The organism is Sinomonas terrae, assembly GCF_022539255.1.
GTDB classification, from domain to species: domain Bacteria; phylum Actinomycetota; class Actinomycetes; order Actinomycetales; family Micrococcaceae; genus Sinomonas; species Sinomonas terrae.
The window spans coordinates 172,057-196,380 of the sequence record NZ_JAKZBV010000002.1; the positions used below are offsets into that span (position 1 = coordinate 172,057).

General features: G+C 66.7%; 23 protein-coding genes and 2 pseudogenes. 21 read left to right on the forward strand and 4 right to left on the reverse strand.

From position 1 onward, the window contains the following. The first annotated feature begins 77 nt into the window (after positions 1-77). The 6 genes and pseudogenes from L0M17_RS21635 (at position 78) to L0M17_RS21660 (ending at position 5,440) form a co-directional block, all read left to right on the forward strand. Positions 78-686: a hypothetical protein gene (locus L0M17_RS21635; protein ID WP_241056696.1), complete on the forward strand. Its 609-nt coding sequence runs from the start codon at positions 78-80 to the stop codon at positions 684-686. A gap of 83 nt (positions 687-769) precedes the next feature. Continuing rightward, positions 770-2,303: pseudogene (gene istA / locus L0M17_RS21640) on the forward strand (IS21 family transposase). Beyond that, positions 2,300-3,097, forward strand: coding sequence for an IS21-like element helper ATPase IstB (istB, locus tag L0M17_RS21645; RefSeq protein WP_308196925.1), 798 nt, complete (start codon positions 2,300-2,302; stop codon positions 3,095-3,097). Before istA ends, istB begins: the two are co-directional and overlap by 4 nt. A 207-nt stretch (positions 3,098-3,304) precedes the next feature. Then, the gene (locus L0M17_RS21650) at positions 3,305-3,505 is read left to right on the forward strand and encodes a hypothetical protein (protein WP_241056698.1); all 201 of its coding nucleotides are present in this window, start codon (positions 3,305-3,307) and stop codon (positions 3,503-3,505) included. 398 nt (positions 3,506-3,903) lie between these two features. Continuing rightward, positions 3,904-4,203, forward strand: coding sequence for a hypothetical protein (locus L0M17_RS21655; RefSeq protein WP_241056699.1), 300 nt, complete (start codon positions 3,904-3,906; stop codon positions 4,201-4,203). A 325-nt stretch (positions 4,204-4,528) separates the two neighbouring features. Then, on the forward strand, positions 4,529-5,440 hold the full coding sequence (locus L0M17_RS21660) for a tyrosine-type recombinase/integrase (protein ID WP_241056700.1): 912 nt from the start codon (positions 4,529-4,531) through the stop codon (positions 5,438-5,440). A 9-nt stretch (positions 5,441-5,449) separates the two neighbouring features. Here the strand turns inward: L0M17_RS21660 and L0M17_RS21665 are convergent. After that, positions 5,450-6,804, reverse strand: a pseudogene (locus tag L0M17_RS21665) (IS256 family transposase). Positions 6,805-6,875: 71 nt separating this feature from the next. On the opposite strand from L0M17_RS21665, the gene L0M17_RS21670 reads away from it, so the two are divergent. The 5 genes from L0M17_RS21670 to L0M17_RS21690 all read left to right on the forward strand — a co-directional run bounded on the left by L0M17_RS21670 (position 6,876) and on the right by L0M17_RS21690 (position 11,425). Further along, complete coding sequence (locus L0M17_RS21670) at positions 6,876-7,091, forward strand: tyrosine-type recombinase/integrase (RefSeq protein WP_255733305.1); 216 nt, start codon at positions 6,876-6,878, stop codon at positions 7,089-7,091. After that, positions 7,088-7,429, forward strand: a complete 342-nt coding sequence (locus L0M17_RS21675) for a helix-turn-helix domain-containing protein (protein ID WP_241056690.1) — start codon at positions 7,088-7,090, stop codon at positions 7,427-7,429. Before L0M17_RS21670 ends, L0M17_RS21675 begins: the two co-directional genes overlap by 4 nt. After that, positions 7,422-8,978 (forward strand): site-specific integrase, encoded by a 1,557-nt coding sequence (locus L0M17_RS21680; protein ID WP_241056689.1) that lies wholly within the window; start codon positions 7,422-7,424, stop codon positions 8,976-8,978. Before L0M17_RS21675 ends, L0M17_RS21680 begins: the two co-directional genes overlap by 8 nt. Before the next feature lie 341 nt (positions 8,979-9,319). Next, positions 9,320-10,009 carry a site-specific integrase gene (locus tag L0M17_RS21685; RefSeq protein ID WP_241056701.1) on the forward strand — a complete coding sequence of 230 codons (690 nt, stop codon included), beginning with the start codon at positions 9,320-9,322 and terminating at the stop codon, positions 10,007-10,009. Positions 10,010-10,135: 126 nt separating this feature from the next. After that, positions 10,136-11,425, forward strand: coding sequence for an ISL3 family transposase (locus tag L0M17_RS21690; RefSeq protein ID WP_241052686.1), 1,290 nt, complete (start codon positions 10,136-10,138; stop codon positions 11,423-11,425). 235 nt (positions 11,426-11,660) lie between these two features. Here the strand turns inward: L0M17_RS21690 and L0M17_RS22830 are convergent, their stop codons facing one another. Further along, complete coding sequence (locus L0M17_RS22830; protein ID WP_241056703.1) at positions 11,661-12,359, reverse strand: GntR family transcriptional regulator; 699 nt, start codon at positions 12,357-12,359, stop codon at positions 11,661-11,663. 294 nt (positions 12,360-12,653) lie between these two features. Between L0M17_RS22830 and L0M17_RS23030 the strand changes: the two genes are divergently transcribed. After that, entirely contained in the window at positions 12,654-12,809 is a 156-nt protein-coding gene (locus L0M17_RS23030) for an SDR family oxidoreductase (RefSeq protein WP_372498083.1), read from the forward strand. Positions 12,810-12,828: 19 nt separating this feature from the next. Here L0M17_RS23030 and L0M17_RS21700 read toward each other — a convergent pair whose 3' ends face one another. Further along, positions 12,829-13,506 carry an SDR family NAD(P)-dependent oxidoreductase gene (locus L0M17_RS21700; protein WP_241056705.1) on the reverse strand — a complete coding sequence of 226 codons (678 nt, stop codon included), beginning with the start codon at positions 13,504-13,506 and terminating at the stop codon, positions 12,829-12,831. A gap of 55 nt (positions 13,507-13,561) precedes the next feature. Here L0M17_RS21700 and L0M17_RS21705 point away from each other — a divergent pair, with 55 nt between their 5' ends. The 8 genes from L0M17_RS21705 (at position 13,562) to L0M17_RS21740 (ending at position 21,915) form a co-directional block, all read left to right on the forward strand. Then, positions 13,562-14,377 carry an IclR family transcriptional regulator gene (locus L0M17_RS21705; RefSeq protein ID WP_241056706.1) on the forward strand — a complete coding sequence of 272 codons (816 nt, stop codon included), beginning with the start codon at positions 13,562-13,564 and terminating at the stop codon, positions 14,375-14,377. Then, positions 14,374-15,237, forward strand: a complete 864-nt coding sequence (locus L0M17_RS21710) for a fumarylacetoacetate hydrolase family protein (protein ID WP_241056707.1) — start codon at positions 14,374-14,376, stop codon at positions 15,235-15,237. The genes L0M17_RS21705 and L0M17_RS21710 overlap by 4 nt, the downstream gene beginning before the upstream one ends. A gap of 498 nt (positions 15,238-15,735) precedes the next feature. Continuing rightward, a complete protein-coding gene (locus L0M17_RS21715; RefSeq protein WP_241056709.1) occupies positions 15,736-16,626 on the forward strand; it encodes an SMP-30/gluconolactonase/LRE family protein in 891 nt (296 codons plus the stop codon). Positions 16,627-16,708: 82 nt separating this feature from the next. Continuing rightward, positions 16,709-17,248, forward strand: a complete 540-nt coding sequence (locus L0M17_RS21720) for a GNAT family N-acetyltransferase (RefSeq protein WP_241056710.1) — start codon at positions 16,709-16,711, stop codon at positions 17,246-17,248. 18 nt (positions 17,249-17,266) lie between these two features. Next, positions 17,267-18,388 (forward strand): Gfo/Idh/MocA family protein, encoded by a 1,122-nt coding sequence (locus L0M17_RS21725; RefSeq protein WP_241056712.1) that lies wholly within the window; start codon positions 17,267-17,269, stop codon positions 18,386-18,388. A 44-nt stretch (positions 18,389-18,432) separates the two neighbouring features. Further along, a complete protein-coding gene (locus tag L0M17_RS21730) occupies positions 18,433-19,200 on the forward strand; it encodes an SDR family NAD(P)-dependent oxidoreductase (protein ID WP_241056714.1) in 768 nt (255 codons plus the stop codon). Between the two features lies 1 nt (position 19,201). Continuing rightward, a complete protein-coding gene (locus L0M17_RS21735) occupies positions 19,202-20,935 on the forward strand; it encodes a dihydroxy-acid dehydratase (RefSeq protein WP_241056734.1) in 1,734 nt (577 codons plus the stop codon). A 44-nt stretch (positions 20,936-20,979) separates the two neighbouring features. Beyond that, positions 20,980-21,915 (forward strand): dihydrodipicolinate synthase family protein, encoded by a 936-nt coding sequence (locus L0M17_RS21740; RefSeq protein WP_241056715.1) that lies wholly within the window; start codon positions 20,980-20,982, stop codon positions 21,913-21,915. Positions 21,916-21,924: 9 nt separating this feature from the next. Here the strand turns inward: L0M17_RS21740 and L0M17_RS21745 are convergent, their stop codons facing one another. Beyond that, complete coding sequence (locus L0M17_RS21745) at positions 21,925-22,752, reverse strand: IclR family transcriptional regulator (RefSeq protein WP_241056716.1); 828 nt, start codon at positions 22,750-22,752, stop codon at positions 21,925-21,927. A gap of 121 nt (positions 22,753-22,873) precedes the next feature. Between L0M17_RS21745 and L0M17_RS21750 the strand changes: the two genes are divergently transcribed. Further along, entirely contained in the window at positions 22,874-24,241 is a 1,368-nt protein-coding gene (locus L0M17_RS21750) for a neutral/alkaline non-lysosomal ceramidase N-terminal domain-containing protein (protein WP_241056717.1), read from the forward strand. The last annotated feature ends 83 nt before the right edge of the window (positions 24,242-24,324 follow it).

Sequence of the window (24,324 nt, forward strand, 5' to 3'; positions counted from 1 at the left end):
CAGGACCCGTACCTTGCCCGGTTCGAGGCCTGGATCGAGGACAAGCTCCGCCCCCTGGCACCGAAGTCGCCAGACCAGTGGAGCACTTCGCCAGATGGCACCACCTCAGGCGCATCCGGTCCACCGCCACCCCGGAGAGCCCGGCCAGAGGACCGGTCCACTCCGCCAAGCAGGAGATCACCGAGACCGCCAAATTCCTCCAATGGCTCTGGGAGACCCACCACCGCAACGCCGCGAGCTGCACCCAGCAGGACGCGGACGAGTGGAGAGCCAGCGGCCCCACCACCCGCAAGCTGATCCGCACCTTCTTCGTCTTCGCCCGCAAGACCCGGCTCAACACCAGCGTCGACATCGGTTACTACACGGCCCAATCACGGCCGACCCTCGCCCAGGACCGGCGGCTCGCCTGGCTCCGTGAGCTCCTCACGGGAACCAGCGAATCCCGCCCCTACCGCGTCGCAGGCATCCTCCTGCTGCTCTATGCCCAGCCCCTCGTCCGCGTCGCAGCGCTGCGCGCCGACGCGATCACCGTCGATCCCGCGACGGGCCAGACCTACATCACCTTCGGAGTCCGCCCCGTCCCCGTCCCGGCACCGTTCGGCGACCTGCTCCTCGATCACCTCGAGTGCAGGCCTGTCAGCGGCCATGAGATTCTCCCCATTGGCGGCCAGATAGTTCCCCGCTGACGGCCAGTTCTTTCTCCCCGTCCACGGCCAGTTGTTCTCCCCGGGTGCGGGATTCCTTCCGCCGGTCGTGGTGATGATCGCGGATGAAGAGCAACGAGGAGATCATGGAGATTCTTGAGGCGTATGACCTCACCGGCAGCTACCGTGCCGCAGCGGAGCTCGCGGGGTGTGACCATCACACGGTGGCCAGGTATGTGAAGCTGCGGGCTGCCGGAGGGCCGGATCGCGAGAAGGGGCAGCGGGCCAGGCCGATCGACGGGTTCCTGCCGAAGATCGAAGAACTCGTCGAGCGCTCGGGAGGCCGGGTCCGGGCGGATGTGGTCCATGAGCGGCTGGTCGCGATGGGGTTCACCGGCGCGGAGAGGACCACGAGGCGCACGGTCGCGGAGGCCAAGGCGCAGTTCGCGGCGGGGCGGCGGCGCGTGTTCCGCCCCTGGATCGTCGAGCCTGGGCTGTGGCTGCAGTGGGACTACGGATGGGGGCCGAGGATCGGGGGGCCGGGCGACGCTGCTGTGGTGCGCGTGGCTGGCGTGGTCGCGGTTCCGCGTCGTGATCCCGATCTGGGACAAGAGCCTGCCGACGGTCGTGGCGTGCATGGATGCCACGCTGCGCAGGATGGGCGGGGGTCCCGGCGTTCGCGCTGACCGACAACGAGCGCACCGTGACCGCCGACCACATCGCCAGGGTCGCGGTGCGCAACCCGCAGATCGTGGAGATGGGCCGCCACTACGGGATGACCGTGCGCACCTGCGTTCCCGCCGACCCGCAGTCCAAGGGCGGCTCGGAGTCCACGGTGCGGATCTCGAAGGCGGATCTGGTGCCCACGGCGGCGAACCTGCTCGAGGAGTACCGCACCTTCGGGCAGTTGGAGAAGGCGTGCCACGATTTCTGCGACGAGGTCAACGCCCGCCCGCACCGGGAGACACGGCAGGCGCCGGCGGCGATGCTCGCTGCGGAGCGGGAGCGGCTGCATCTGCTTCCGAAGGCGCCGTTCACGGTGGTGTTCGGGACCACCCGCCGGGTGAACTGGGACGCGACCGTGTCGATGAACGGGTCCGGTACTCGTCCCGCACGAGCTGGCCCAACACCAGGGTCTGGGTTGCGCGAGGCGGGCGAGGAGGTCATCGTCACTTCCGTGGCCGAGCGCGGGGAGGCCCGCGAGGTGGCCGGCATGCGACCGGGCGTCCCGGGACCCCAGTCCTGGACGACGCGCACTACCCGCCCCGGGCGGATGAGGCCGCGGACCGCCAGCCCAGGGCGACCACCCCGGAGGAGGCAGCGTTCCTGATGCTCGGCGCGGGTGCCAAGGCGTGGCTGGTCGAGGCCGCCGCCGCGGGAGCCAGGCGGATCCGCGCGAAGATGGCCGAGGCCGTTGCGTTCGCCAAGCTCTACGGCACCGACCAGGTCGACCGGGCCCTGGGCACGGCCGCGACGACGGGCAGGTTCGCCGACAGGGACCTGGTCTCGATCCTGGGCTACCAGGCCGGGCTCGCCCACGTGGAGCCCTCCCGGGCCTCCGAGGCCCATTCCCTCCAGCCGGGCACGGGCGGCTGGGGCCGCCTCGATGGCTCAGAGCCCGCCGCCGCCGACATGACGGGCGAGGAGGAGGACCGGTGACGATCACAACGATGGCAGACCGTGGTCGCCCGCGCCCACGGCGACCCGCTGGCCGAGGCCCTGGAGCTGACCCGCCGGCTGAAGCTGCCCCACATGCGCAAGGCGCTCACGGACCTGATCCCCACCGCGAAGGCCAGCGCTGGGACCCGGCCGAGCTCGTGCGGGTCCTGCTCGCGGAGGAAGTCGCCGGCCGCGACCGCGCCAACCTGATCACCCGCCGCAAATCCGCCGGCTTCCCGGCAGGGAAGACCTTCGGCGACTGGGACGAGGAGCTCTCCCCGATCCCGCGCCCGACCCAGGAAGCACTCAAGTCCCTCGAATGGGTCCGCCGGCGGGAGAATCTCGCGATCTACGGGCCGTCGGGGACTGGGAAGTCGCACTTCTGCGAGGCGCTCGGCCACGCGGCAGTCGAGGCCGGCATGATCGTGTCCTGGTTCGGGATCGAGGATCTCGGCGCCCTGGTGCGCAAGCACCGCGCCGACGACTCCATCGCCCGGGCCCTGACCAGGGTCGTGCGCAGCGATCTGATCATCGTGGACGACATAGGCCTGCTCCCGGTCTCCCCAGACGCCGCCGAGGGGTTCTACCGCCTCGTGGACGCCGCCTACGAGCGCCGGGCGATGGCGGTCAGCTCGAACCTCGCCCCGGCCGGATTCGACGAGATCATGCCCAAGACCATCGCGACCGCGACGGTGGACAGGTTCATGCACCACGCCCACCGGGTCGAGACCAAGGGCGAGTCCTACCGCCTCGCCCAAGCCGCCTCCGGCAAGGGGGTGACGCCCTTCCGCTGACCCGACAGACAGTCCAAACCCGAACCGGGGAATCAACTGGCCATACGTGGGGAGGAAAGATGGCCGCCACCGGGGAAAACAACTGGCCGTCCACGGGGAAAACCAACTGGCCGTTGACACAGGCCCAACCTGAGGACCGGTGTCACCGAGAGCCCTTGGCTCTTCCCCGGAGCGCGCGCCGGCCACCACCTGCACCCGAACACCATCATGGACAGGCTCCGCTCCCTCGGCATCGACCTGCAGGGAGCCCGGAACCGGGCACTGGACGACCTCGTCACCCAGATGCCCCCGTCCGTGGTCGCCGACGCCCTCGGCTACAGCTACCAAGTCGCCTTCCTCCACGCCAACGCAGCCGGAGAGAACTGGGCTCGATACGCGGATCTCAAGCGGCCTGTCACTCGGCCCTAGAAGGAGGTAGTCTCCGGTCTCAACGAACGCGGAGGGGGACGCATGGGCAAAGCGAGCAGCAATCCGGTCGGCGACAACATCTGCTCCCCGACAGCGAGGTCGGGCGCCAGAGGGGGGAACCAAGATCTTCCGCCCCTGCACTATCCCCTTTCGAATGCGGTCATATCGTGGTGGCTAAGGTATGAGTCGAACGCCTTCCTACCATCCATCCCGGCTCGGTACTTGGCCAGGAGCCCGCCTGATCCTCTGGGGTGCGATCCTGACCCTGCCTCGGTGCTTTGGGCGGGCAGGCTTGACAGCCTCCTCAATGCAGCCGCAGGGAACGGCGGTGCCCGTGACCGGCACCGCGCTGAATCGCCTCACGCCCGACGGGTGCCGGAATAGCCTAGAGTCTGCGCGTGGCCTTCGATTGGCATGGCAAAGAACAGAGCAGTTCTACTCCCACGTCCTGCGACCAGACCTATTCGGCCGGCGAGACGTTCCAGGCCTTTGCCCTTTCGAATGACCCTTCGGAACTGGGACCAACCGCAGAGTGGATCCTTCACCCCGATGAGCACGACCCTTTCGACTTCATCGGACCGAATGGGCTCCCGACCGTTCTCGCCATCTTTTCGCTGCCGGTCCTGGCGGCCGGGGTATCGCTTCTGATAGTCGGACTCGTCGCCGTCCGGAAACGCTCACGGCTGGCAGCGTCCTGAAGTTCAGGCTCAAGGCGAGCCCCTGTCATGTGTGTTGATTACGCCCAAACCTGATACGCAGGGGTGCCAGTAGAAAAGACTCCGTGTGCCTTCTTCGCACATCGTGAGGTTTCGGGTAACGATCCTCTGCCTACCTTCAACTGGCTTCTGACCTGCACTTTCTCTGTACGGCAGCGCCTCGGCCCTGTGGTGCCCGTGGGTGTCGGCCAGCCCAAGAAATCTGGGCTGATTCGGCTTCTGACGTGCGGATTCGGTGTGGTGCATTGCGGTTCTCGCAATCTGTGTGCGAGTATCGCAATCACGTTTCGAGTGCTGAGGACGGTCGATGGCCCAGGATAAGAATGTGCTTTTCGCCCCGTTCGGCGGGCAGGCGCCAGACCCGGATGCGTTCCTCGGCATGGTCCTGGACGGCTGGGGCCGTCAGCAGCGGGCGAAGGACTTCGCGTCGGCGACGATCCGGACCCGTCGGAGCGTGGTGATGAGCCTGGTGGACTTCTCCGGCCGCTATCCGTGGGAATGGACCCTCGGGGACGCCGACGACTTCTTCTCCCACGCCAGGGCTGTTCGGAACCTCTCCCACGGGACCGTTCGCTCGTACCAGGGCCACATCAAGCTCTTCTGCGAGTACGCCTGCGACCCGCACTACGACTGGTGCGAGCAGAGCGCGAAGCTGTTCGGGCAGGTCTTCGCCCAGATCGTCACCGAGCTGAACCGCGTCACCCACGCCCAGCCCTCCGAGGCGCGCCCGGCCAAGCGGCCCTTCACCCAGCGGGAGCTGCAGGACCTCTTCGACCTGGCCGACCTGGAGGTCGAGCGGATCCTGGACTCAGGCCGCAAGGGCGCCCTGGCAGCGTGGCGGGACGCGATCGCGTTCAAGACGGCCTACGGCTGGGGCCTGCGCGCCAACGAGCTGCGCCACCTGCAGGTCGTGGACTTCTCCCGCAACGCGCGTGCGCCCTACCTCGGCGACCACGGCGTGCTGCGCGTGCGCTGGGGGAAGTCGCACCGCGGCTCGGCGAAGAAGCCCCGCTCGGTCCTGACCGTCTGGCCCTGGTCGGTGGAGATGATCCAGGACTGGATCCGCAACGGGCTCCCCCGCTACGGGCACCCCGTGACCGACCTCTTCCCCACCAGCGGCGGCTCGATCGTGGGCGAGTCCCACCTGATCGGCAGGCTACGCGACCTTGTCGACGAGCTCGGCTTCCCGCCCGGGGAGCTTGTCAAGTCTTCTGTGTAAGGGGCGGGGTCATAGGTAGGGGTTGATGCGGTCGGGGTAGGCGAGGGCGAGCTGGGCGAGGGCCTGCTTCCAGTTGGTGGTGACCTGGCCTTCGACGAGGCGTCCGTCGGCGTGGCGCTTGTCGGAGGGGACGTTCTGGTCGCGTTCGCGCTGGCGGTCGCGGGCGCGCTTGTCCTCGATGTTGCAGATGGCGAGCCAGAGGAGCTTGACGACGGCGTCGTCGTTGGGGAAGTGGCCGCGGTTCTTGATGATCTTGCGCAGCTGATAGTTCAGGGACTCGATGGAGTTGGTGGTGTAGATGACGCGGCGCAGCATGGGCGGGAAGGCCAGGAACGGGGTGAAGCGCTCCCAGGCGTCGGCGAAGACGCGGACGGTGTTGGGGTTCCTCTTGCCGAGCTCGCTCGCGGCGAAGGCGTCCAGGGCGGCTCTGGCGGTGGGGGCGTCGGGGGCCTGGTAGACGGTCTTCAGGGCGGCGGCGACGGCCTTGCGGTGGCCGTAGTTCACGAAGCGCATGGCGGCGCGGATCAGGTGCACGACGCAGGTCTGGACCATCGAGCCCGGCCAGGTGGCCTCGATCGCCTCGGGCAGGCCGGTGAGGCCGTCGCAGCAGACGACCAGGACGTCGGCGACGCCGCGGTTGGCCAGCTCGGCGCAGACCCCGGCCCAGAACTTGGCGCCCTCGGCGGCCTGGACCCAGATCCCGAGTACGTGCTTGATGCCCTCCAGGTCCACGCCGACGGCGATGCGGCCTTGTTGCGCACGTGGGCCCCGTCGCGGACCTTGACGACCAGGGCGTCCAGGTAGACCACCGGGTAGAAGGCCTCCAGGGGGCGCCGCTGCCAGGCCAGGACCTCCTCGAGGATCTCGTCGGTGATCTTGGAGATGGTCTCGTGCGAGAGCTCGGTGCCGATGGTGGAGGCGAGATGGTGCTGGATGTCCCGGATCGTCATCCCGCCGGCGTAGAGGGAGATGATCATCTCGTCCAGGCCCCCGAGACGCCGGGATCCCTTCGGGACCAGGCGCGGGGCGAAGGTCCCGTCCCGGTCGCGCGGCACCTCCAGGCCCACATCCCCGACCTCGGTGGCGACCGTCTTCGGGCTCGTGCCGTTGCGCGAGTTCGGGAACGACGCTGCCTCCGGGTCGCCCTTCTCGTAGCCCAGATGGGAGCTCATCTCCGCCTGCAGGCCGCGCTCGAGGGCCGCCTTGAGAAGCCCGGGCAGCAGGCCCCCGTCGCCGGTGAGCTGGACCTCGCCCGAGTCGATCCTGGCGAAGAGAGCGTCCAGGGCCCCGGAGGCCTCCAGGTCCGCGGCGACCTCGGCCGTCGAGCGGCGCCGGCCCTGCTCCTCGTCCTCTGTCATGGTCATGATCCTGATCCCTTCAGATCCGGCCGTCACCCCTTACACAGAAGATCTGACACCTCCCGCCCGGGCTCGACCTGCACTCCTTCCGCCGCTCCTACGCCACCCACCTGATCACCGGAGAGGGCTTCGACGTCGCCTTCGTCCAGCTCCAGCTCGGCCACGAGCACGCCGCGACGACCTCGGGCTACACCATGCCCTCCCCCGACTACCAGCGCCTCGCCCTCGAACGGGCCCACGAACGCACCATCCAGGCAGCCCTCGGACTGCAGGCACAGAGGAGGAACCCATGAGCCGACGCGAGATCACCTACACCTGGCGCGTCCGCGAGATCATGGCACGCCGCGGCGTCCACACAGCCAAGGACCTCGCCGAGCTCCTGCACGAGCGCGGCATCACCCTCACCGCCAACGCCGTCTGGCGCATCGTCACCCAGGAGCCCGAGCGGATCTCCTTCAAAGTCCTCGTCGCCCTCTGCGACGCGCTCGACGTCACCCCCAACGACCTGATCGCCTACACCGCCACCGACGCCAGGACGGTGCGACAGCGCCGCAAGGCATCCGGGGACGACATCCCCGACCTGCGCCAGTACAGGCCTGTCCGGGCACGGATCGTCGAAGACGATGAGTGACCCCGGCCGCCCGGCAACCGGAGGCAACGGATCGGCGCGCCCGCCCACACTCGAGAACTTCGCACCGCAGAACAAGCGAGGCCGGCCCCGCTCGGCAGGCAGCCACCTGTGCGACCGGTGCCAGCAGCATGTCGCCAAGATCCGGGTCCGCTGGCCGGACGGGGCAGTCTGCGGAGCCTGCTTCACCCAGGCCACCCACACCTACGGCACCTGCCCGGACTGCCGCGAGGACAGGATGCTCCCCGGCCGCTCCCCCGCCACCGGCGAGCCGATCTGCCGCGACTGCGCCGGCATCGCCACCGACCTCTCATGCACCCGCTGCGAACGCGAAGCAGAGAGATTCCGTGCCGGCCTGTGCGTCAGGTGCGCCCTCGCCGACGACCTCACTGCCGTGCTCAAACCCGGCGAAGACCTACGACTCCACCGCCTCATAAGCCTGCTCACCGAGACAGGGCGACCCGAGAGCATCTACACCTACATGCGCCCAGGCACCAAGGCCCGGCAACTCCTCGAGTCCATCGGGAACCGCACCCTCGCACTCACCCACGAGGCCTTCGACGCACTCCCCCGCTCCGCCGCCGCAGAGCACCTGCGCGCCCTGCTTGTCCACCACCGCATGATGACCGCCCGCGGGAACGAGAACCTCGCACGCTTCGAACAATGGATCGCCGCCAGAATCGACGCCCTGCCCGATGACGGGACCAGCCGGCTCATCGAGCGCTTCGCCACCTGGCACCACCTCAAACGAGTCCGCGCCAGGGCAGCAGACCCCGAGACCAACCTCGAGACCGTCACCCACGCCGCCAAACAGGACATCACCGAAGCCGGGAAGTTCCTCCTCTGGCTCCGGCAGCACCACAACGCCGGAGCAGACGACCTCCAGCAGTCCCACGTCGACGACTACCTCAGCAGCGGCCCCAGCACCCGCAAGGCCGTCCGGAACTTCGTCCGCTGGCTCAACAGGCAACAGAGTGGCCGCCCCTCCGGGCTCGACGCCCCGTTCCGCAGCGCCCAGAGCATCCCGATGATCACCCAAACCCAGCGGAGAGAGCTCGTCCGGAACTGCCTCGAGCACCACCACGTGGTCAGATCCACGCGCCTCGCTGGGCTGATCCTCCTGCTCTGGGCACACCCGCTGAACAAGATCGTCATGCTCCGCCGAGATCACCTCACGACCACCCCGGAAGGCATGCTCATCAAGCTCGGCATGACCCCGGCGGCCGTACCCGCGGCACTCACCGAGATGTTCTGGCAACAATCGCAGAACCCCGGGAACCGCAACACCGCCAACACCGGCACCGACTGGCTCTTCCCAGGCACCCGCGCAGGCCGGCACCTCCACCCGGGCACCCTCGCCGAACGCCTCAGAGTCCTCGGCATCGACGCCCAACGAGCACGCAACGCCACGCTCCGCGACCTCACCCAAGAAGTCGACGCCCGCACCCTGATGGACCTGCTCGGCTACAGCCCCGGAATCATCGCCCAGCACGCTGCCCGCGCCGCGGTGCCGATGTCCGACTACGTCGCGCTGAAGAACTCCGGCCGCTAGATCACGGCGCAATCGCCGCACCACCGAGGATCTCCAACCCCGAGCTTCCTGGGCGCATGGCTGCCCGTCTGCCTCTGAGGGGACCACCAAAGGAGTCAAGATAAGCGAGGAAACGGATAACGCGTTTTCCCATCAGAGGATGACATGTTCGCAGCAGACGCGAATACGACAGCATGGAATGCTCCCCTGTCAGCACGCCGAGCAGTCCTCGCCGTCGAAGCCCTCAGACCTGCATTGGCGCTCAAGCTGGACCCTCGAGAATCCCGATGACCTGCCTTTGATCTGCGGTTTCTCTGCTTGTTTGGCAGTCTTTCGCGTTTCATGCGAGGTGTTCGCATATTATGCGAACACCTGAGATCACCCCGGCAGGCGCCGTGCCGCTGGTGCTGCGCTCCGGCACGGGGCTGCTGAACGAGGCCGAGACGGTGTGGACGGAGATGCTCCAGGGCTGGGCGGCCCAGCAGTTCGCCCGGAACCTCTCTGCGGGCACGGTCGAGGCCCGCCGCGGCACGGTGGTGCGTTTCCGCGAGTTCGCCGGGGCCTATCCGTGGGAGTGGACGGCCGGGACGGTCGATGAGTTCTTCCTCGAGCTGCGGGCCCTGAAAGGCGCCGCGCGCTCGACGGTGCTGGGCTACCAGAACGCGCTGCGGATGTTTCTGGAGTACCTGACGGACCCGGCCTACGGGTGGGGCAAGCAGTGCTGGGAGCGCTTCGGCGACCATCCTGCGCAGGTCTTCCATGAGTGGAACACCGTTCGCCACGCCCAAGACGAGGTCGGCGCGCCGGGCAAGCGCCCCTACACCCGTGACGAGCTCGAGGACCTCTTCGACTGCGCCGACGAGCGCGTGCTGCGGATCCGCCGCTCCAGGGCCAAGGGCTGGATCCCCGCTTTCCGGACCGCGACCATCATGAAGGTCGCCTACGCGTGGGGGCTTCGCCGGAACGCCGGCCTCGACCGAAATCCGTTTCCCCGTCCCCTATGCCTTTCTATGGCGTGCCGATGCAGGCACGGGAGGCGCGCGCGGCCTTGAGGGCGCGGCAAAGGGGCTCTTCGCGTTTCCGCGGGAATCGGGCTCGCGCCGTAGGGCGTGAAGGGGCTCGTGGCCCTGTTGGATGAGTGGTGTCTAGTCATTCGTCCGGAACAGGATCCACGAGCCTTGATCGAGCCTACGACGGGGCAGCCCTGTGCTGCCACCGTGATCTTCAACCTGCCCGAATACCGCGTCCTCTCCGCCGCGCTCACCGCCTTCGGCGTCCGCCGGATCACTGTGGAGTCCACCGGGGTGCCGGGCTGTCCCGCCTGCGGGGTCGTCTCGGCCCGCGTGAAGGACCGACGGCTCCAGCGGCTGCGCGACGTCCCCCTGGCCGGCGCTGTCGTGGTGCTGTGGCGCAAGCGGCGCTGGTTCTGCGACGAGCCGGCGTGCCCGCGTGGGTCGTTCACCGAGGCCACGGACGAGGTGCCCAGGCGGGCCCGGTCCACGCGCCGGCTCCTGCATGCGCTTGTGGATGCCGTGATCCGCTCGGGCCGTGCCGCACTCGAGGCTGCCCGGGCCCACGGGGTCTCGTGGTGGCTGGCCCAGACCGCCCTGGACGCCGCCGCGGCGACGCTGCCGGACGTCGACCTGCTCGCGCCGAAGAGGCTCGGGATCGACGAGCACAGGTACCGGTCCGTGCGCTGGTACCGGGCCGACGAGGCATCGCCGTGGGTGCGGGTCGAGCCGTGGATGACCACGATCGTTGACCTGGACACCGGACAGGTGCTGGGCATCGTGGACGGCCGCGACAGCACCGGTGTCGGGGACTGGCTGTTCGCCCGGCCGCTGGCGTGGCGCCTCGGGGTGGAGGTCGTGGCGATCGACCCGTCGGCGGCGTTCCGCAAGGCCCTGCGGATGTGGCTTCCGCGCACCGCGGTGTCGGTCGACGCGTTCCACCTCGTCCAGCTGGCGAACCAGGCCGTCACCGAGGCCAGGCAGCGGCTGAGCCAGGAGATCAAGGGCCGCCGCGGCAGGGCGGTGGACCCGGGGTGGGCGAACCGGCGCCTGCTCCTGCGCGGCGCCGAGACCCTCTCCGGCCGCGGCAGGGCCCGACTGCGGGCGGTCTTCGAATCCGACGACCCGACCGGGCAGCTGCAGGCCGCCTGGGAGGCCAAGGAGCAGCTCCGCACCCTGCTCGCGTCCGGGGCGCTCGAGGAGGCGCGGGACCACCTGCGGATCCTCGAGGGCCTCGTCGAGGCCGCCCCGACCGTGGAGACGAAACGGCTCCTGCGCACCGTGAAGCGCTGGTGGAACGAGATCGAAGTCCTCATCACCACCGGCGCGACCACGGCCAAGGTCGAGGCGAACAACACCGCGATCAAGAACATCAAACGAACCGGACGGGGCTTCCGGAACCCGGACAACTACCGATCCCGTATCCTGCTCAGGAGCGCCGCTCAGACAGCAGCGTGACAATCACCCAGCAGGACCATTCCCGCGGAAACGCGAAGAGCCGGCAAAGGGGGCGCTGCGGCCTCCGTGGGGACGGGAAGTGTCGTGCGGGGTCGCCTCTCTTGTCGGCTTACGTTCTGAGGTGGATGCTCGTGGCGTAGGCCGCGGCGTCGCCGAACCGATTATGGTGCGTTCCAATAGACCTGCTCCTCCTGTCGGGGGCAGGCCTTTTCCAGCTAAGCGGAGTTTCAAAGGCTCATAGGGCCGTGGCGTTAGGCGATTCTTCTCGCTCTTCGCTGCCGCCTCTCCCCGACTGGGAAACGTGCCGACCCATGAGGTGTTTCGCCTTCGAGCTATCGCCGGACTCGAGGAGTCGGACGATTTCGACATGTTCTCGGGCATGGTCGATGAGCAGATCCGAATCGTTCAGGGACTTGACCGCGGTGAGCCGCGTTCTCATGTGGAGATTTGTGGCCAATTTTACGAGTTCTTCGTTACCGTGGTGACGCAAGATCTCTGAATGGAAGTCACGGTCGGCCAGCTGGAATCCCGGAAGGTCTGCCGCTTCGGCGGATGCCAGCGCACGGTTGGCAACGCCATTCAGCTCCGAGAGCGCGCTAGCCGGAATCCTTCCCGCTAAACCAGCAACAATAATGGGTTCGATCAGGAGCCGAATCTCCGTGATCTCCCTAATGGCGCGCTTCGTCAGGCCAGTGATCCGGAAGCCCTTGTTCTTGACGCGCTCGACAAAGCCTTCACGGCTTAGGTCCATCATTGCTTCCCGAACTGGCGTGGCAGAGACACCGAGTGCCGCGCCGAGGACGGGAGCTGAGTACAGCAGCCCCTCGTCGAGAGCACCGGACACGATTGCTGCATACAGTGACTGCGTCACTGCCTCTCTAAGGGTTGGCTGCTGTGTAAGAGGCGTAATTGGAAGGTCTGGGTTGATCGGCACTGTAACGAAATCCTAGGGCAGTTTGGCGTTCGACAGATCTGATGGCGACGGTGCAACCTCGAGGCGGAAGAACTCGATACGAAGGTACGGAAAGAAGCATAATTCTTCCAATTCTGAGGCCCAGTAGATTCCGGCCATGACAAGAGTGTCCCTCCCCCAGCTGAAGGGATCGGACGCCTCTCGGTTATAAGGTTCGCACCGGGCTGGAACTGCCGGGAAAACGCTCCATCGCCATACTCGTGAACATTTCCGTACGCCAGAAGCCGCGGGACCGAAGAGTACGAGGGACTGCTTCTGTTCCGCCTACTTGAGCAGGGCGCATCCTCCTCCGGCGCCCCTGCAGCGTCGGAGGAGGTGGCGGAGGCGGCCCTCTTCTTCTGCTCGCCCGCCAACACCTACGTGACGGGACAGGTGCTGCCAATCGACTGCGGGCTCACCGTCACCTTCTGACGCGCGTGCCCGGGCGCTGTCAGTAGGTGGCCCGGCCCCCGCTGATGTCGTAGACGGCGCCGGTGGAGAAGCTGACCTTCTCCGAGGCGAGCCATGCCACCAGCTCGGCGACCTCCTGCGGGCGCCCCACCCGCTTCATGGGGATCAGGCTCGTGATGTGCGCCAGCACCTCGGGAGCGGTCTCCGCGTTCATCGGCGTGTCCACTACCGCCGGGGCGATCGCGTTGACCAGGACGCCGTCGGCGGCCAGCTCCTTCCCGAGGGATTTGGTCATGCCGATGACCGCGGCCTTCGTCGCGGAGTAGGCGGCCATGTTCGGATTGCCGTCCTTGCCGGCCATGCTCGCGAAGTTCACCACGCGGCCCCAGCCGCGCGCCTTCATCCCGGGCGTGAACGCGCGGCACATGTTGAAGGTCCCCGTGACGTTGACGGCAAAGGTCCGCAGCCACTCCTCGTCGGCGATCTCCCAGAGCGGCTTGTTGGGGCCGACGATGCCCGCGCTGTTGACCAGGATGTCGACCTCGCCGATCTTCTCGGCCGCCCGGGTGACCGCCCCGGAATCGGAGATGTCGAGCACCACATCCGCCCCGGCGGCCACGTCGACCACCACGACCTCGACCCCGTCCGCGGCGAGCCGCGCGGCCGTTGCCGCGCCGAGCCCGCTCATCCCTCCGGTGATGACCGCAGTCCTGCCCATGAGGCATCCTCCTGTTTTCATTAATCGGAATTAAGGTCTAATATGTAGAATTACAATGCAGACTACCCCACCAATGGACGCGTCGGGCAAGCAGCCCCCAGACGGTCCGGTCGGTTCGGACCGGGTCCTGGCCGTGCTCCTCGAGCTGGCCCGCCACCCCTCCGGGGTCGGGCTCGAGGAGATGGCCCGGTCGGTGGCCGGCTCCAAGCCCACCGTCCACAGGGCGCTGGCATCGCTGCGGCGTGCCGGACTGGCAGAGCAGGACGGCAGGGGCCACTACCTGCTCGGCGACGAGTTCGTTCGCATCGCGTTCGCGTTCCACGAGGCGCGGCCGGAGCACGTTCGGATCCAAGGTGTGCTGGAAACCCTGGCAGCCCGGTTCGGCGAGACAGTGCACTACGCGGTGCTCGACGGACGCGACGTGGTCTACCGGTCCAAGGTCGACGCTCCCAGCGGTCCCGTCAGGCTCACCTCCTCCATCGGCGGAAGGAATCCCGCACACGCCACCGGCGTCGGCAAGCTGCTGCTCTCCTACCGGCTCCACTCCCTCGAGGACGTGACCGGGTGGATCGGGGACCGGCCGCTCGAGCGGCCCACGGACAACACGATCGTCACGGCCGCGGGCCTGCACCGCGAACTGGCCGAAATCCGCGAACGCGGATACAGCGTGGACGACCAGGAGAACGAGCCCGGAGTGAACTGCCTGGCACTGCCCGCGTTCCTCACCTCCGCGATCGTGCCGAGCGGAGCCATCAGCATCAGCGCCCTCGCGTACCGGACCCCCCTTCCAGAACTCGTCCGGAGGGTGGCGGAAATGCGCAGCATCATCGCGGGCCAGAAGAGCCAGACCCAGAGGAAAGAGGCAGAATGAAGCTCATGCGCATCGGAGCCGTCGGCTCGGAGAAGCCCGTCGTCCGCGTCGACGAAGAGAACTACGTCGACGTCTCCGACATCGTCGAGGACTTCGACGAGAAGTTCTTCGGATCCGAGGGCCTGGCGAGAATCAGGCCAGTCGTCGCCGAGCGGATAGCCTCCGGCCCCCTCTCGCGCTTCGAGGGCGAACGCATCGGCGCCCCGATCGTCCGCCCTCACCAGATCCTGTGCATCGGCCTGAACTTCAGCGACCACGCCGCGGAGACCGGGCAGGCCGTCCCTTCGGAGCCGATCCTGTTCACGAAGTCCCCGAACACGCTGGTCGGGCCCAACGACCACGTGCGCATCCCCCGAGGGGCGACGAAGCCCGACTGGGAGGTCGAGCTCGGCATCGTCATCGGCAGGCGCACGAGCTATCTGGATTCCGCAGACGATGCCCGAGACGCCATCGCCGGCTTCGTCCTCGTGAACGACGTCAGCGAACGTGCATTCCAGATGGAGCGCGGGGGCCAGTGGGCGAAGGGAAAGTCGGCAGAGACCTTCAACCCCGCAGGGCCCTGGCTCGCCACCCCCGACGAGATCGACGACGTGCTCGGCCTCGGGATGTGGCTGGACGTCAACGGGATCCGCCGTCAGACCGGCTCGACGGCCACCATGATCTTCGACCCCTACTACATCGTGCACCACCTCAGCCAGTTCCTGGTGCTCGAGCCCGGCGACCTGATCAACACCGGCACACCCCCCGGTGTGGGGATGGGCTTCACACCGCCGATCTGGCTCCAGCCCGAAGACGTCATGGAGCTGGGGATCGACGGGCTCGGAACGCAGCGCCAGCGCGTCTTGGCCCCCCGCCCCTAGCATCCCCGGGCCCCTTCTGTTCGAAGGGGGACCAGCTCATGCAAAGCCTGCCGTCGGGCAGAGACCCGATCCCGTCCCGGCCCGCCCTGCTTGTGGGCAGGAGTTCCTCTTCCACCGCCGCAAGCCCCTGAAGAGCGGCCCAGACGAGATCCGAGGGCGGTGCCTTAAGTGGTTCAACGGCCCCCCGTGGCATACCGACCGCTTCTTGATGAGGGCAGCCCGATCGGACGGAAGATTGCCTGCAGCCACAGGGACGGCACCGATGCCGCACTCTCCGGCCACGGGCGGCTACGGCGTCCCCGGTGGCACCTGCCGCCTCCACCATCAGATGCCGGTATCACGAAGACACTCTTCGAACTGGCCCCGTCTGGACCTTGAGGCACACGAGAAGCCCGGACGTCCCTGATCTCGTGCGCGCTCCGGGGCCCTCCGAAGGGCCGAGGACAAGGCCTCAGCTCCGCGTGTACCTGACTGAATCGCATCACCGAGGAGACTCCGATGAAGGCAAGCAAGGCGCAGCAGATTACGGATCCTGTTCACTGCCTCGCCGAAGGAATCGTCTGGGACAAGGCCGGAGAGCGCCTTTGGTGGGTGGACATCCCGAGGGGCGTGGTGTTCTCCTCACCATTCGACCGCGAAGGCCTTCGGCCCGAGCTGCACCTTGCACTCGATGGGCCGGTGGGAGCTGTAGTGCCGAATGCGGACGGCGGCATTTTGTTGGCCGCTCGTCATGGTCTGGCCCTTTTGCAAGCCGACGGAACGCTTCGATTCGGCCGTAAGGTCCTGAAGAGGGCTGACCAGCGCCTAAACGACGGCGCCTGCGACCCACGAGGGCGGTTCTTCGTCGGGACCGTCACCGACGGACGGATTCTGCACGAGGAGATGCTGTTTCGAGCATCGGGCTCCTTGGATCTGGATGCAGAACGCCGGGATCTTCACCACGCCAATGGCATGGGCTGGAGCCCCTCTGGAACAGCCATGTACCTCGTCGATTCGGTCCCTGGGACTGTCTGGTGCGCACGCTACGAGCCGGCTACCGGGTCCGCGTCTGCCTGGCGCCCGGCCTTCCACATCGATGACGGCATTCCGGACGGATTGCACGTCGATGCTGATGGCGCGCTCTGGATCGCGATCTGGGGAGCGGGAGAGGTGCGGCGTTATTCGAGCCTCGGGGAACTACTCGGGGTTGTCGAGGTTCCCGCCCCGCTCGTGACCTCGGTGACCTTTGCCGGAGAAGATATGCGCACCATGGTCATCACCACTGCCCAGGGCTCCGACCGGGAGCCGGACCGCGGTTCGGGGGCAGGAGCGCTTTTCTCGGTGCAGGTGCAGGTACCGGGAATGCCGGATGTCGCGTGGTGCGGAACGTCGCACCGAACCCCCAACTAACCTCTGCAGATACATAGAACGACAATGCAAGGTTATGATAGATTGCAGCTAATGGATTATACCTTTCACTGAATGGAATCAGATGGCTCAACTGGCAATGCTTCTTCCAGCATCGGAATCGTACGGCGACAAGACGTCGAGCGGATGGCATGTTCGAAAGGCGACACGTGAGGATAATCAAGCACTCGCTGTGCTTCTCGGTGCTGCATTCGAGGACGGAACCTGGACCGCTGGGAGAGTGGAACGTGAACTAACGGGAGCGGGCGACGTGCTCGCTGTCATGGTGATCGAGGACGAAGGGCGGATTATCGCTACCGCGTCTGCTCGGCATTGGAAGGAGCGTTTCCCGGACGCCGGATATGTCCACTGGGTGGCCGTCGATCCGGAAATGCGCGGCCGTAGGCTCGGACGTGCGGTCGTTGAGGCCGTCATCGATTTCTTGGAGGGCCGGGAATTGGCTGAAGTGGTGCTCGAGACCGACGATGTCAGGTTGCCTGCAATTTCAACTTACCTAGGTATGGGGTTCGTCCCGGTTTACCTGGACAGCGACCACTGCGAGCGATGGTCCCGCGTCTTTTCAAACCTCCATGCCGCAAAGGCTTCGCAGGGGGGTGTGAGGTAAGTGGCAAAGCACGAACCTTTGAAGGTAGGCATCGTAGGCGCGTCCAGGGGCGGCGGATACATCGCCGCGATCCGGGCGGCCGGCGATCGCGCCGTCCTGCAGGGCGTGTATGACCCGGCCCCGGAAGCCTCCCTCGCATTCAACCGGGAGTACGGAGCCCAACAGCTCTTCACCAGCTTCGAAGAGGCCGTCGACATTTGCGACATCCTCGTCATCGCCTCCCCGCAGCAATACCATGCCCCTCAGGCAGCCTACGCACTGCAGGCGGGCGTTCACGTCCTCAGCGAAGTCCCCGCCGCCGTGAGCATGGAACAGGTGAACATCCTCCTTGCCGCGGCCCGCTCCTCGTCGCGCGTCTACATGATGTCGGAGAACTACGGATATACGCGGAACAACCTTATTGTCCGAGCAATGGCGCGGGAGGGGATGTTCGGCGAGCTCTACATGGGCGAGGCCGAATACGTGCACGAAATGAAGGCCTTCCACACCTCGCCGTCGGGCGATCCGACCTGGCGCTACTACTGGCAGGTCGGGCGGAACGGCGTTACGTATCCCACTCATAGCCTCGGTCCCCTCCTCGACTGGATGGACGACCGGATCGAATCGGTCAGCTGCGTCGGAACGGGCCGGTGGACCGACCCCGAGCACGAGATGGACGACTCCGTGACGCTCCTTGCCAGGACGCGCAAGGGGGGGCTCATCCGGACCCGCCTCGACCTGCTGTCCAATAGGCCTGAACTCTGGGACTTCTACTCGGTCCAGGGCACCGGAGGCGCCTACGAGTCCGGACGCGGAATGGGAGACCTGCCTCGGGTGTACCTTCACGGGCGTTCGGCGCCTGAATCCTGGGAGCCGCTAGAGGCGTACGCGGAGCGCTTCCTGCCCGACGGGTACGCAAACCCTCCAGCGGGATCCGGGCACTGGGGTTCGGACGCGTGGCCCTTCCTGGAATTCCTCACAGCGGTCGAGCAGGGGACTCCGGCTCCCATCGACGTCTACAAGGCCCTCGAGATGACGCTGCCCGGAATCGTCTCCGAAGAGTCGATCGCGAGCGGCGGAGCGTGGCTTCGCGTTCCCCAGCCCCGGACAATGACTGCGGGCATCGGGATCAACCCGGGCCTGGAAGCTCCTCTGGCCTAGCCGTGGAGAGCGCAAAGGGCTCATGGGTCGGTCAGATCGCGGTCGTGACCGGGGGCTCCGGGGATATCGGGAGCCACATTGTTCGAAGCCTCCGCGATCGCGGGGTCAGAGTAGCCTCAGCCGACATCAAACCGAAGCGCGATTCGCACCTGGATGGGGCGGATGGTTCCTATCGGTTCGACGAGGTTGACCTGAGCGATTCGCAGGCCGTCGAGGAGTGGATTGCGGCGGTGGTGCAGGCATGGGGAGTGCCCACCATCGGCGTGCTCGCCGCAGGCATCTCCGGCGCCTCCAGACTCGTCGAGACCAAGGACCAGGAGTGGAGAGGCGTGCTTGCCAGCTGCCTTGACTCCGCATTCTTCACCGCACGGTCGCTCATCACCCGTATGGTGGCAGCCTCGGTCCCCGGCCGCATCGTGACCGTGGGCTCTTGGGCCGCCCATGCACCGCACCCCCACATCGGCAGCTATTCCGTGGCGAAAGCCGGAATGCGAATGCTGATGCGCACGCTGGCGCTCGATCACGCGTCGGATGGAATCCTTGTCAACGAAGTCGCCCCCGGCATCGTGGAAGCGGGACTGTCCAAAGCGCTGCTGGCGGCGGATGAAGAACTGAAGGACCGTACGCTGGAGGCCATCCCCACAGGCAAAACCCTGAATCCCGAGCAGGTCACCCGGGACGTGCTGCACCTGTGTTCGCCTCTGAACGTGGCGACAACCGGAGCTGTGCTGGTCTCGGATGGCGGTCTCAGCCTGGCCTCCCTCATGAACAGGGGGCACCGGGCTCAGGACGAAGGGGAAGCCTGTGAGTGATATGGAAACCGGGTCGGGCCGGTTGCGCAGCGCGCGGTGGCTGGACGCGCCCGAAGAGGTCGGGCTTCAGAATCGGGCCGCCCTTCGTGCAGTCGGGCTCGACCCAAAACCCGGTCGGCCGGTGATCGGCATAAGCAACACTGTGAGCGACCTCAACCCGTGCAACTCCTCGCTCTCGGGCCAGATCGAAGCTGCACGCGCAGGGGTCGTCGCGGCCGGCGGAATCCCAGTCGTCTTCCCCAGCATTTCACTTGGCGAGGACCTGATGAAGCCCACGGCGATGCTCTACCGCAATCTGCTTTCGATAGAGATCGAGGAGATGGTGCGTGCCTACCCAATCGACGCCCTGATACTGACAGCGAACTGCGACAAGACGATCCCGGGTGCGATCATGGGGGCCGTCAGCGCCAATGTCCCGACAGTCCTCATTCTGGGCGGTGCTCGGCCTCCGGCGGAGTTCAACGGCGAGCGGCTCGGCTCGGGAACAGATCTGTGGAAAGCCCTGGACGAACGACGCGCAGGCCGCATGTCAGAGGAGAACTGGCAGGCCTTCGAGAACTGCTATTCCTGCGGGCTCGGGGCCTGCAACGTGATGGGCACCGCCACGACGATGGCGATCACGGCTGAGACCCTCGGATTCACCATATCGGGGGCTTCGACCGTTCCGGCTGGTGACCCGCGCGGGCTCTCCTTCGCTGCGGAAGCAGGGAGAACGGCAGTGGAGCGCGCTCACCACCCGATTCGCCCGCGCGAGCTGGTGACCGAGGCGTCGCTGGCAAATGCGCTCAGCGTCGTCTCGGCATGCGGAGGATCGACGAACGCCGTCATCCACCTGGCCGCCGTCGCAGGCCGCGCGGGAATCTCGCTCACACCGATCGCCCTGCAGGAGGCATTCAAGAAGGCGCCGGTAGTCACGGACATCCAGCCCATAGGCAAGGGGCTCGCCCAGGACTTCGATGCCGCAGGCGGAGTGCCGACCCTGCTGCGCTCCCTTAGCACTCTGCTGGACGGCTCGACGCCCAATGTCCAAGGCCGCACCCTCGCCGAGGTCATCGAGGTCGCCGAGACGCCCGCTCGGGTCATCCGAGAGCTTGAAGACGTCCCAGACGACGTCCCGGGCGGCCTCGCAGTGCTCTCCGGCTCCCTCGCACCGGATGGGGCTCTGATCAAGGTCGCCGCCGCCAGCGAAGGACTGCTGGTCCATCATGGTCCCGCCGTCGTGTTCGCCGACTACGACGACATGCGGCGCCGAATCGATGACCCGCACCTGGACGTCTCGCCGGAGAGCGTCCTCGTGCTCCAGGGAGGCGGGCCGGTCGGGGGCCCTGGGATGCCCGAATGGGCGATGATCCCGATTCCAGGCAAGCTCGCTCGGATGGGGGTGAAGGACATGGTGCGGGTCAGCGACGCCCGTATGAGCGGCACCAGCTTTGGAACGGTCGTCCTCCATGTGGCGCCCGAGTCAGCCGTGGGCGGCCCTCTCTCGCTCGTCCGGGACGGGGACGTCATTGCCCTCGACGTTCCCAACGGGCGAATCGACCTGGAAGTGGATCCCGAAGAACTCGCCAGGCGGCGCACGGAGTGGACGCCCTCTCCATCGCCCCATGTCCGCGGCTGGGTGGCGCTGTACAGGAATCACGTCACCCAGGCGCCCCAGGGATGCGACCTCGATTTCCTCCAGGCTCTCGGACCGGGCACCGACGCGTTCATCGAGCCGGTCGTGGGCCGGTCCTGACGGACTCGGCCGTCATTCACCTTCCCAAGAAAGGGCTATGGAGCATGGTCTACACAGTTTTACGCGGGGTATACCCGGTCTTTCAGACCCCGTTCGCCGCCGACGAATCCATCGACTTCTCCGGGCTGGAGAGAGAAATCGACTGGATAGCCTCGCAAGGGCCGCACGGAGTTGTTTTCGGCATGGTGTCGGAGTCGCTCAGACTGCAGGACTCCGAGCGCAGGCAGATCATCCGGATTGCCTCGTCTGCGGCCGCAGCGCGGGGGCTGCCGTGCGTTGCAAGCGTCGGAGGCGAGAGCACGGCAATCGCCCGCTCCCGCATCGACGATGCGATCTCTGCCGGAGCATCGGCCCTGATGGCCACTCCCCCACTCCACGGGAAGAACTCGCCCGGACAACTCGAGGAGTACTTCCGGGTCCTGCTGAAGCACTCCTCCGTGCCGGTCATCATCCAGGACGCGAGCGGGTACGTGGGACAGTCGCTCACCGTCGAGATGCAGGCGCGGCTGTTCGAAGAATTCGGGCCACACGTCAAGTTCAAGCCCGAGGCTGTCCCCGTACGCCCCACGCTGGACGCACTCCTCGCCGCCACGGGAGGCAAGGCCGAGATCTTCGAGGGAATGGGGGGTGCTGCCCTCCTCGAGACCTACCCGGGGGGAGTCAGCGGGTCCATGCCCGGCGCCGAAGTGTGCTGGGCCGTGGTCGCCATGTGGAACGCCCTCGAGAGCGGCGACATCGAACGTGCACGCAGCATCAACACTCCTCTGTCCGAGATGATCAGCATGCAGGACGATCTGGACTCCTTTGTGGTCTGCGAGAAGTTTCTGCTGGTCGAACAGGGCGTCATCACCAGCGAGACGGCGCGCACACCGCTCGGCTTCTCGCTGGATCCAGAAGGGCGGGCCCGGCTGGTGCGTCTTCTCGCCGAGCTACGCGAAACCGTGGGGACCCTCGCCCCGGTCGAGACGGAAAGGGCGTGAGTCTCCGGCTCAGGAGGCCGCAGGATGCGAGGCGTCCTGAGCCGGAGGGGTCCATCCGAGTTCGACAGAGAGCTCCCTGCCCGATTCCAGAATCGCCGTTCCGATCTCCTGCAGCCTGGAATAGGGCATACGGCTCTTGGGCCCGGAGATGCTCAACGCGTAGTCCGGGGCCCCCGACTGGACTCTGATCGCCACGCCCACACACCGGAGGCCCTCCTCGGATTCCTCGTCGTCGATCGCGTAACCGCGGCTGCGGGCCGCGGCGAGGTCCGCGAGCAGCGCATGGGACTCGACCAGGGTATTCGGGGTGAATCGCGCGGCATTGTAGCGACTCAGAATTGCTTCGACGTCCGTGTCGGGTAGGCACGCCAGAATAGCCTTTCCCAGCGCGGTCGCATGCCAGGAGTCAATTCCGCCGGCCGCGACCCCCTTCCGCATCGGCCGAGTGCTCTCGAGCACTTGGAGGACCATCACCTGCCCATTCTGGCGGGCCGCGAGATTGATAGTCTCGTCGAAGCGTTCATGCAGCAGATCCAGCATCGGCGCGGCAAGGCTCATGATGTTGCGTTGACGGATTGCCGCAGTCCCGAAAGTGAAGAGGGTCAGGCCGAGGCGGTAATGGCCGGATTCCGGATCGCGCTCCACGAGATCGTGGTTGGCGAGGCTCGAAAGATAGCGCAGAGCCGTGGATTCACTCAAGCCCGAAATCCGTGCCACCCTTTCGAGAGAACTCGCTTCCGCCGATTCCAGCGCTTTCAGCACCGAAACTGCGCGGGCGACAGATTCGAGATTGTAATTCTCCGGCAGTGCTCGAGTGGCCACCCTGATGCCCTTCATCCGGCTCCAATGACCCTACAGATTATATGGTTAATCCCTTGACACCGCCCAGTGCCCAACCCTAGCGTTGCAGGTGATGTCACTCACAGAAAACGTGATTTCATTCAGTGAAAGAAGTCGGATGAAGGCTATTGATTTCCCGCCATGTCGGCTGCGGTGCGCCGCCTCGACCGTCGACATCACGCCGCCGACCGGCATCCACCTGCACAACTGGGCGTACAGCCGGCAGAAGACGGCGACCGGCGTCCACCGGCCGCTCTACGCATCGCTGCTCGCCCTGGAAACGGAGGCCGGGGAGGGCGGCCGCTCCCTTCTCGTGAGCATGGACCTGGGATGGTGGATGAGCTCAGGGGACGAGGAGGCGCTGAGGGCGGCGATCCTCGAAGCGTGCGGCCTGAGCCCGGAGCGGGTGATCGTCGCACTGACCCATACGCATGCGGGGCCTTCGCTCTCGCGCGCCGACTTCGACCGGCCCGGCGGCGAGCTGGTCGCACCCTATCTGGAGGAGATCGGACGCTCCGTGTCCTCCGAGGCCAGCCGGCTGTTCGAGGCGCTGGAGCCTGCTTCCCTCGACTGGGCGTACGGCCGGTGTTCGCTGGCGTTCAACCGTGACCTCTATGTTCCCCACGAGGGACGCTTCGTCGTCGGCGCGAACCCCTCCGTGGAGGCGGACGACACCCTGCTCGTCGGCCGGCTGGTGTCCCCGGAGGGCCGCACGATCGCCGTGGTGGTGAATTACGCTGCGCATCCGACGACGCTGGGCGGGACAAACTCGCTGATCTCCCCCGACTACCTCGGCAGTGCAAGGGAGGTCGTGGAAGCCGCCACCGGAGGAGCCTTCCTCTTCCTCCAAGGCGCCTCCGGCGACCTGAGCCCTCGCGTTCAGTACAGCTCGGACCCTGCCGACGCGGACAGGAACGGCCGTGTTCTCGGCTACGCGGTGCTGTCGACGCTCGAAGGAATGCTCGCCCCGGGGACCCAGCTCGAATACGCCGAGACGATAGAGTCCGGAGCCCCCCTCGGGGTCTACACTGCCGCAGGCGTGCCGGACGACAGCGCGAGCTCGTTCACGCGCCTCGACGTCGTCCTCTCAACTCAGAGCAATCAGCCGCCGGCGACGGAAGATCCCGTCGTCCAAGCCGACCGCGAGATACGGGCGGGGCGTGTGCGGTCGAATGTGGCCGCTACCGAAACCGTGTTCCCGGTGACCATCTGGGAGCTTGGGCGGGCCGTTGTCTTCGCGTATCCGGGCGAGGCCTACTCGGAGCTCCAAAAGCGGCTGCGCTCGGCTGCGCCCGACCGAGCTGTCGTCGTCGTCAACCTGGGAAACGGCGCCCACCAGGGATATGTGGCACCAGCCGCCGCCTACTCAGACCAACGCTACCCAGCCTGGCAGTCGCCCTTAGCCCGAGGGAGCTTCGAACGACTGCTCAGCGCGTGCACGGAATACCTCGCCACCATGGCTTTCAAAGATCGGAGCACAGTGTGAAATCCAAGCGGTTCCTGGCGGCGCTCTTCGCCGTCGCAGCAGTAGCCTCCGCCAGCTTGTTAGGGGGGTGTTCCTCGGACCAG

Bases quoted from the DNA above. Each gene is read 5' to 3' on its own strand.
- L0M17_RS21650 (WP_241056698.1), top strand. From the start codon at position 3,305: ATGGACAGGCTCCGCTCCCTCGGCATCGACCTGCAGGGAGCCCGGAAC.
- L0M17_RS21660 (WP_241056700.1), top strand. From the start codon at position 4,529: ATGGCCCAGGATAAGAATGTGCTTTTCGCCCCGTTCGGCGGGCAGGCG.
- L0M17_RS21675 (WP_241056690.1), top strand. From the start codon at position 7,088: ATGAGCCGACGCGAGATCACCTACACCTGGCGCGTCCGCGAGATCATG.
- L0M17_RS21680 (WP_241056689.1), top strand. From the start codon at position 7,422: ATGAGTGACCCCGGCCGCCCGGCAACCGGAGGCAACGGATCGGCGCGC.
- L0M17_RS21685 (WP_241056701.1), top strand. From the start codon at position 9,320: ATGCGAACACCTGAGATCACCCCGGCAGGCGCCGTGCCGCTGGTGCTG.
- L0M17_RS21700 (WP_241056705.1), bottom strand. From the start codon at position 13,506: ATGGGCAGGACTGCGGTCATCACCGGAGGGATGAGCGGGCTCGGCGCG.
- L0M17_RS21705 (WP_241056706.1), top strand. From the start codon at position 13,562: ATGCAGACTACCCCACCAATGGACGCGTCGGGCAAGCAGCCCCCAGAC.
- L0M17_RS21710 (WP_241056707.1), top strand. From the start codon at position 14,374: ATGAAGCTCATGCGCATCGGAGCCGTCGGCTCGGAGAAGCCCGTCGTC.
- L0M17_RS21715 (WP_241056709.1), top strand. From the start codon at position 15,736: ATGAAGGCAAGCAAGGCGCAGCAGATTACGGATCCTGTTCACTGCCTC.
- L0M17_RS21720 (WP_241056710.1), top strand. From the start codon at position 16,709: ATGGCTCAACTGGCAATGCTTCTTCCAGCATCGGAATCGTACGGCGAC.
- L0M17_RS21735 (WP_241056734.1), top strand. From the start codon at position 19,202: ATGGAAACCGGGTCGGGCCGGTTGCGCAGCGCGCGGTGGCTGGACGCG.
- L0M17_RS21740 (WP_241056715.1), top strand. From the start codon at position 20,980: ATGGTCTACACAGTTTTACGCGGGGTATACCCGGTCTTTCAGACCCCG.
- L0M17_RS21745 (WP_241056716.1), bottom strand. From the start codon at position 22,752: ATGAAGGGCATCAGGGTGGCCACTCGAGCACTGCCGGAGAATTACAAT.
- L0M17_RS21750 (WP_241056717.1), top strand. From the start codon at position 22,874: ATGAAGGCTATTGATTTCCCGCCATGTCGGCTGCGGTGCGCCGCCTCG.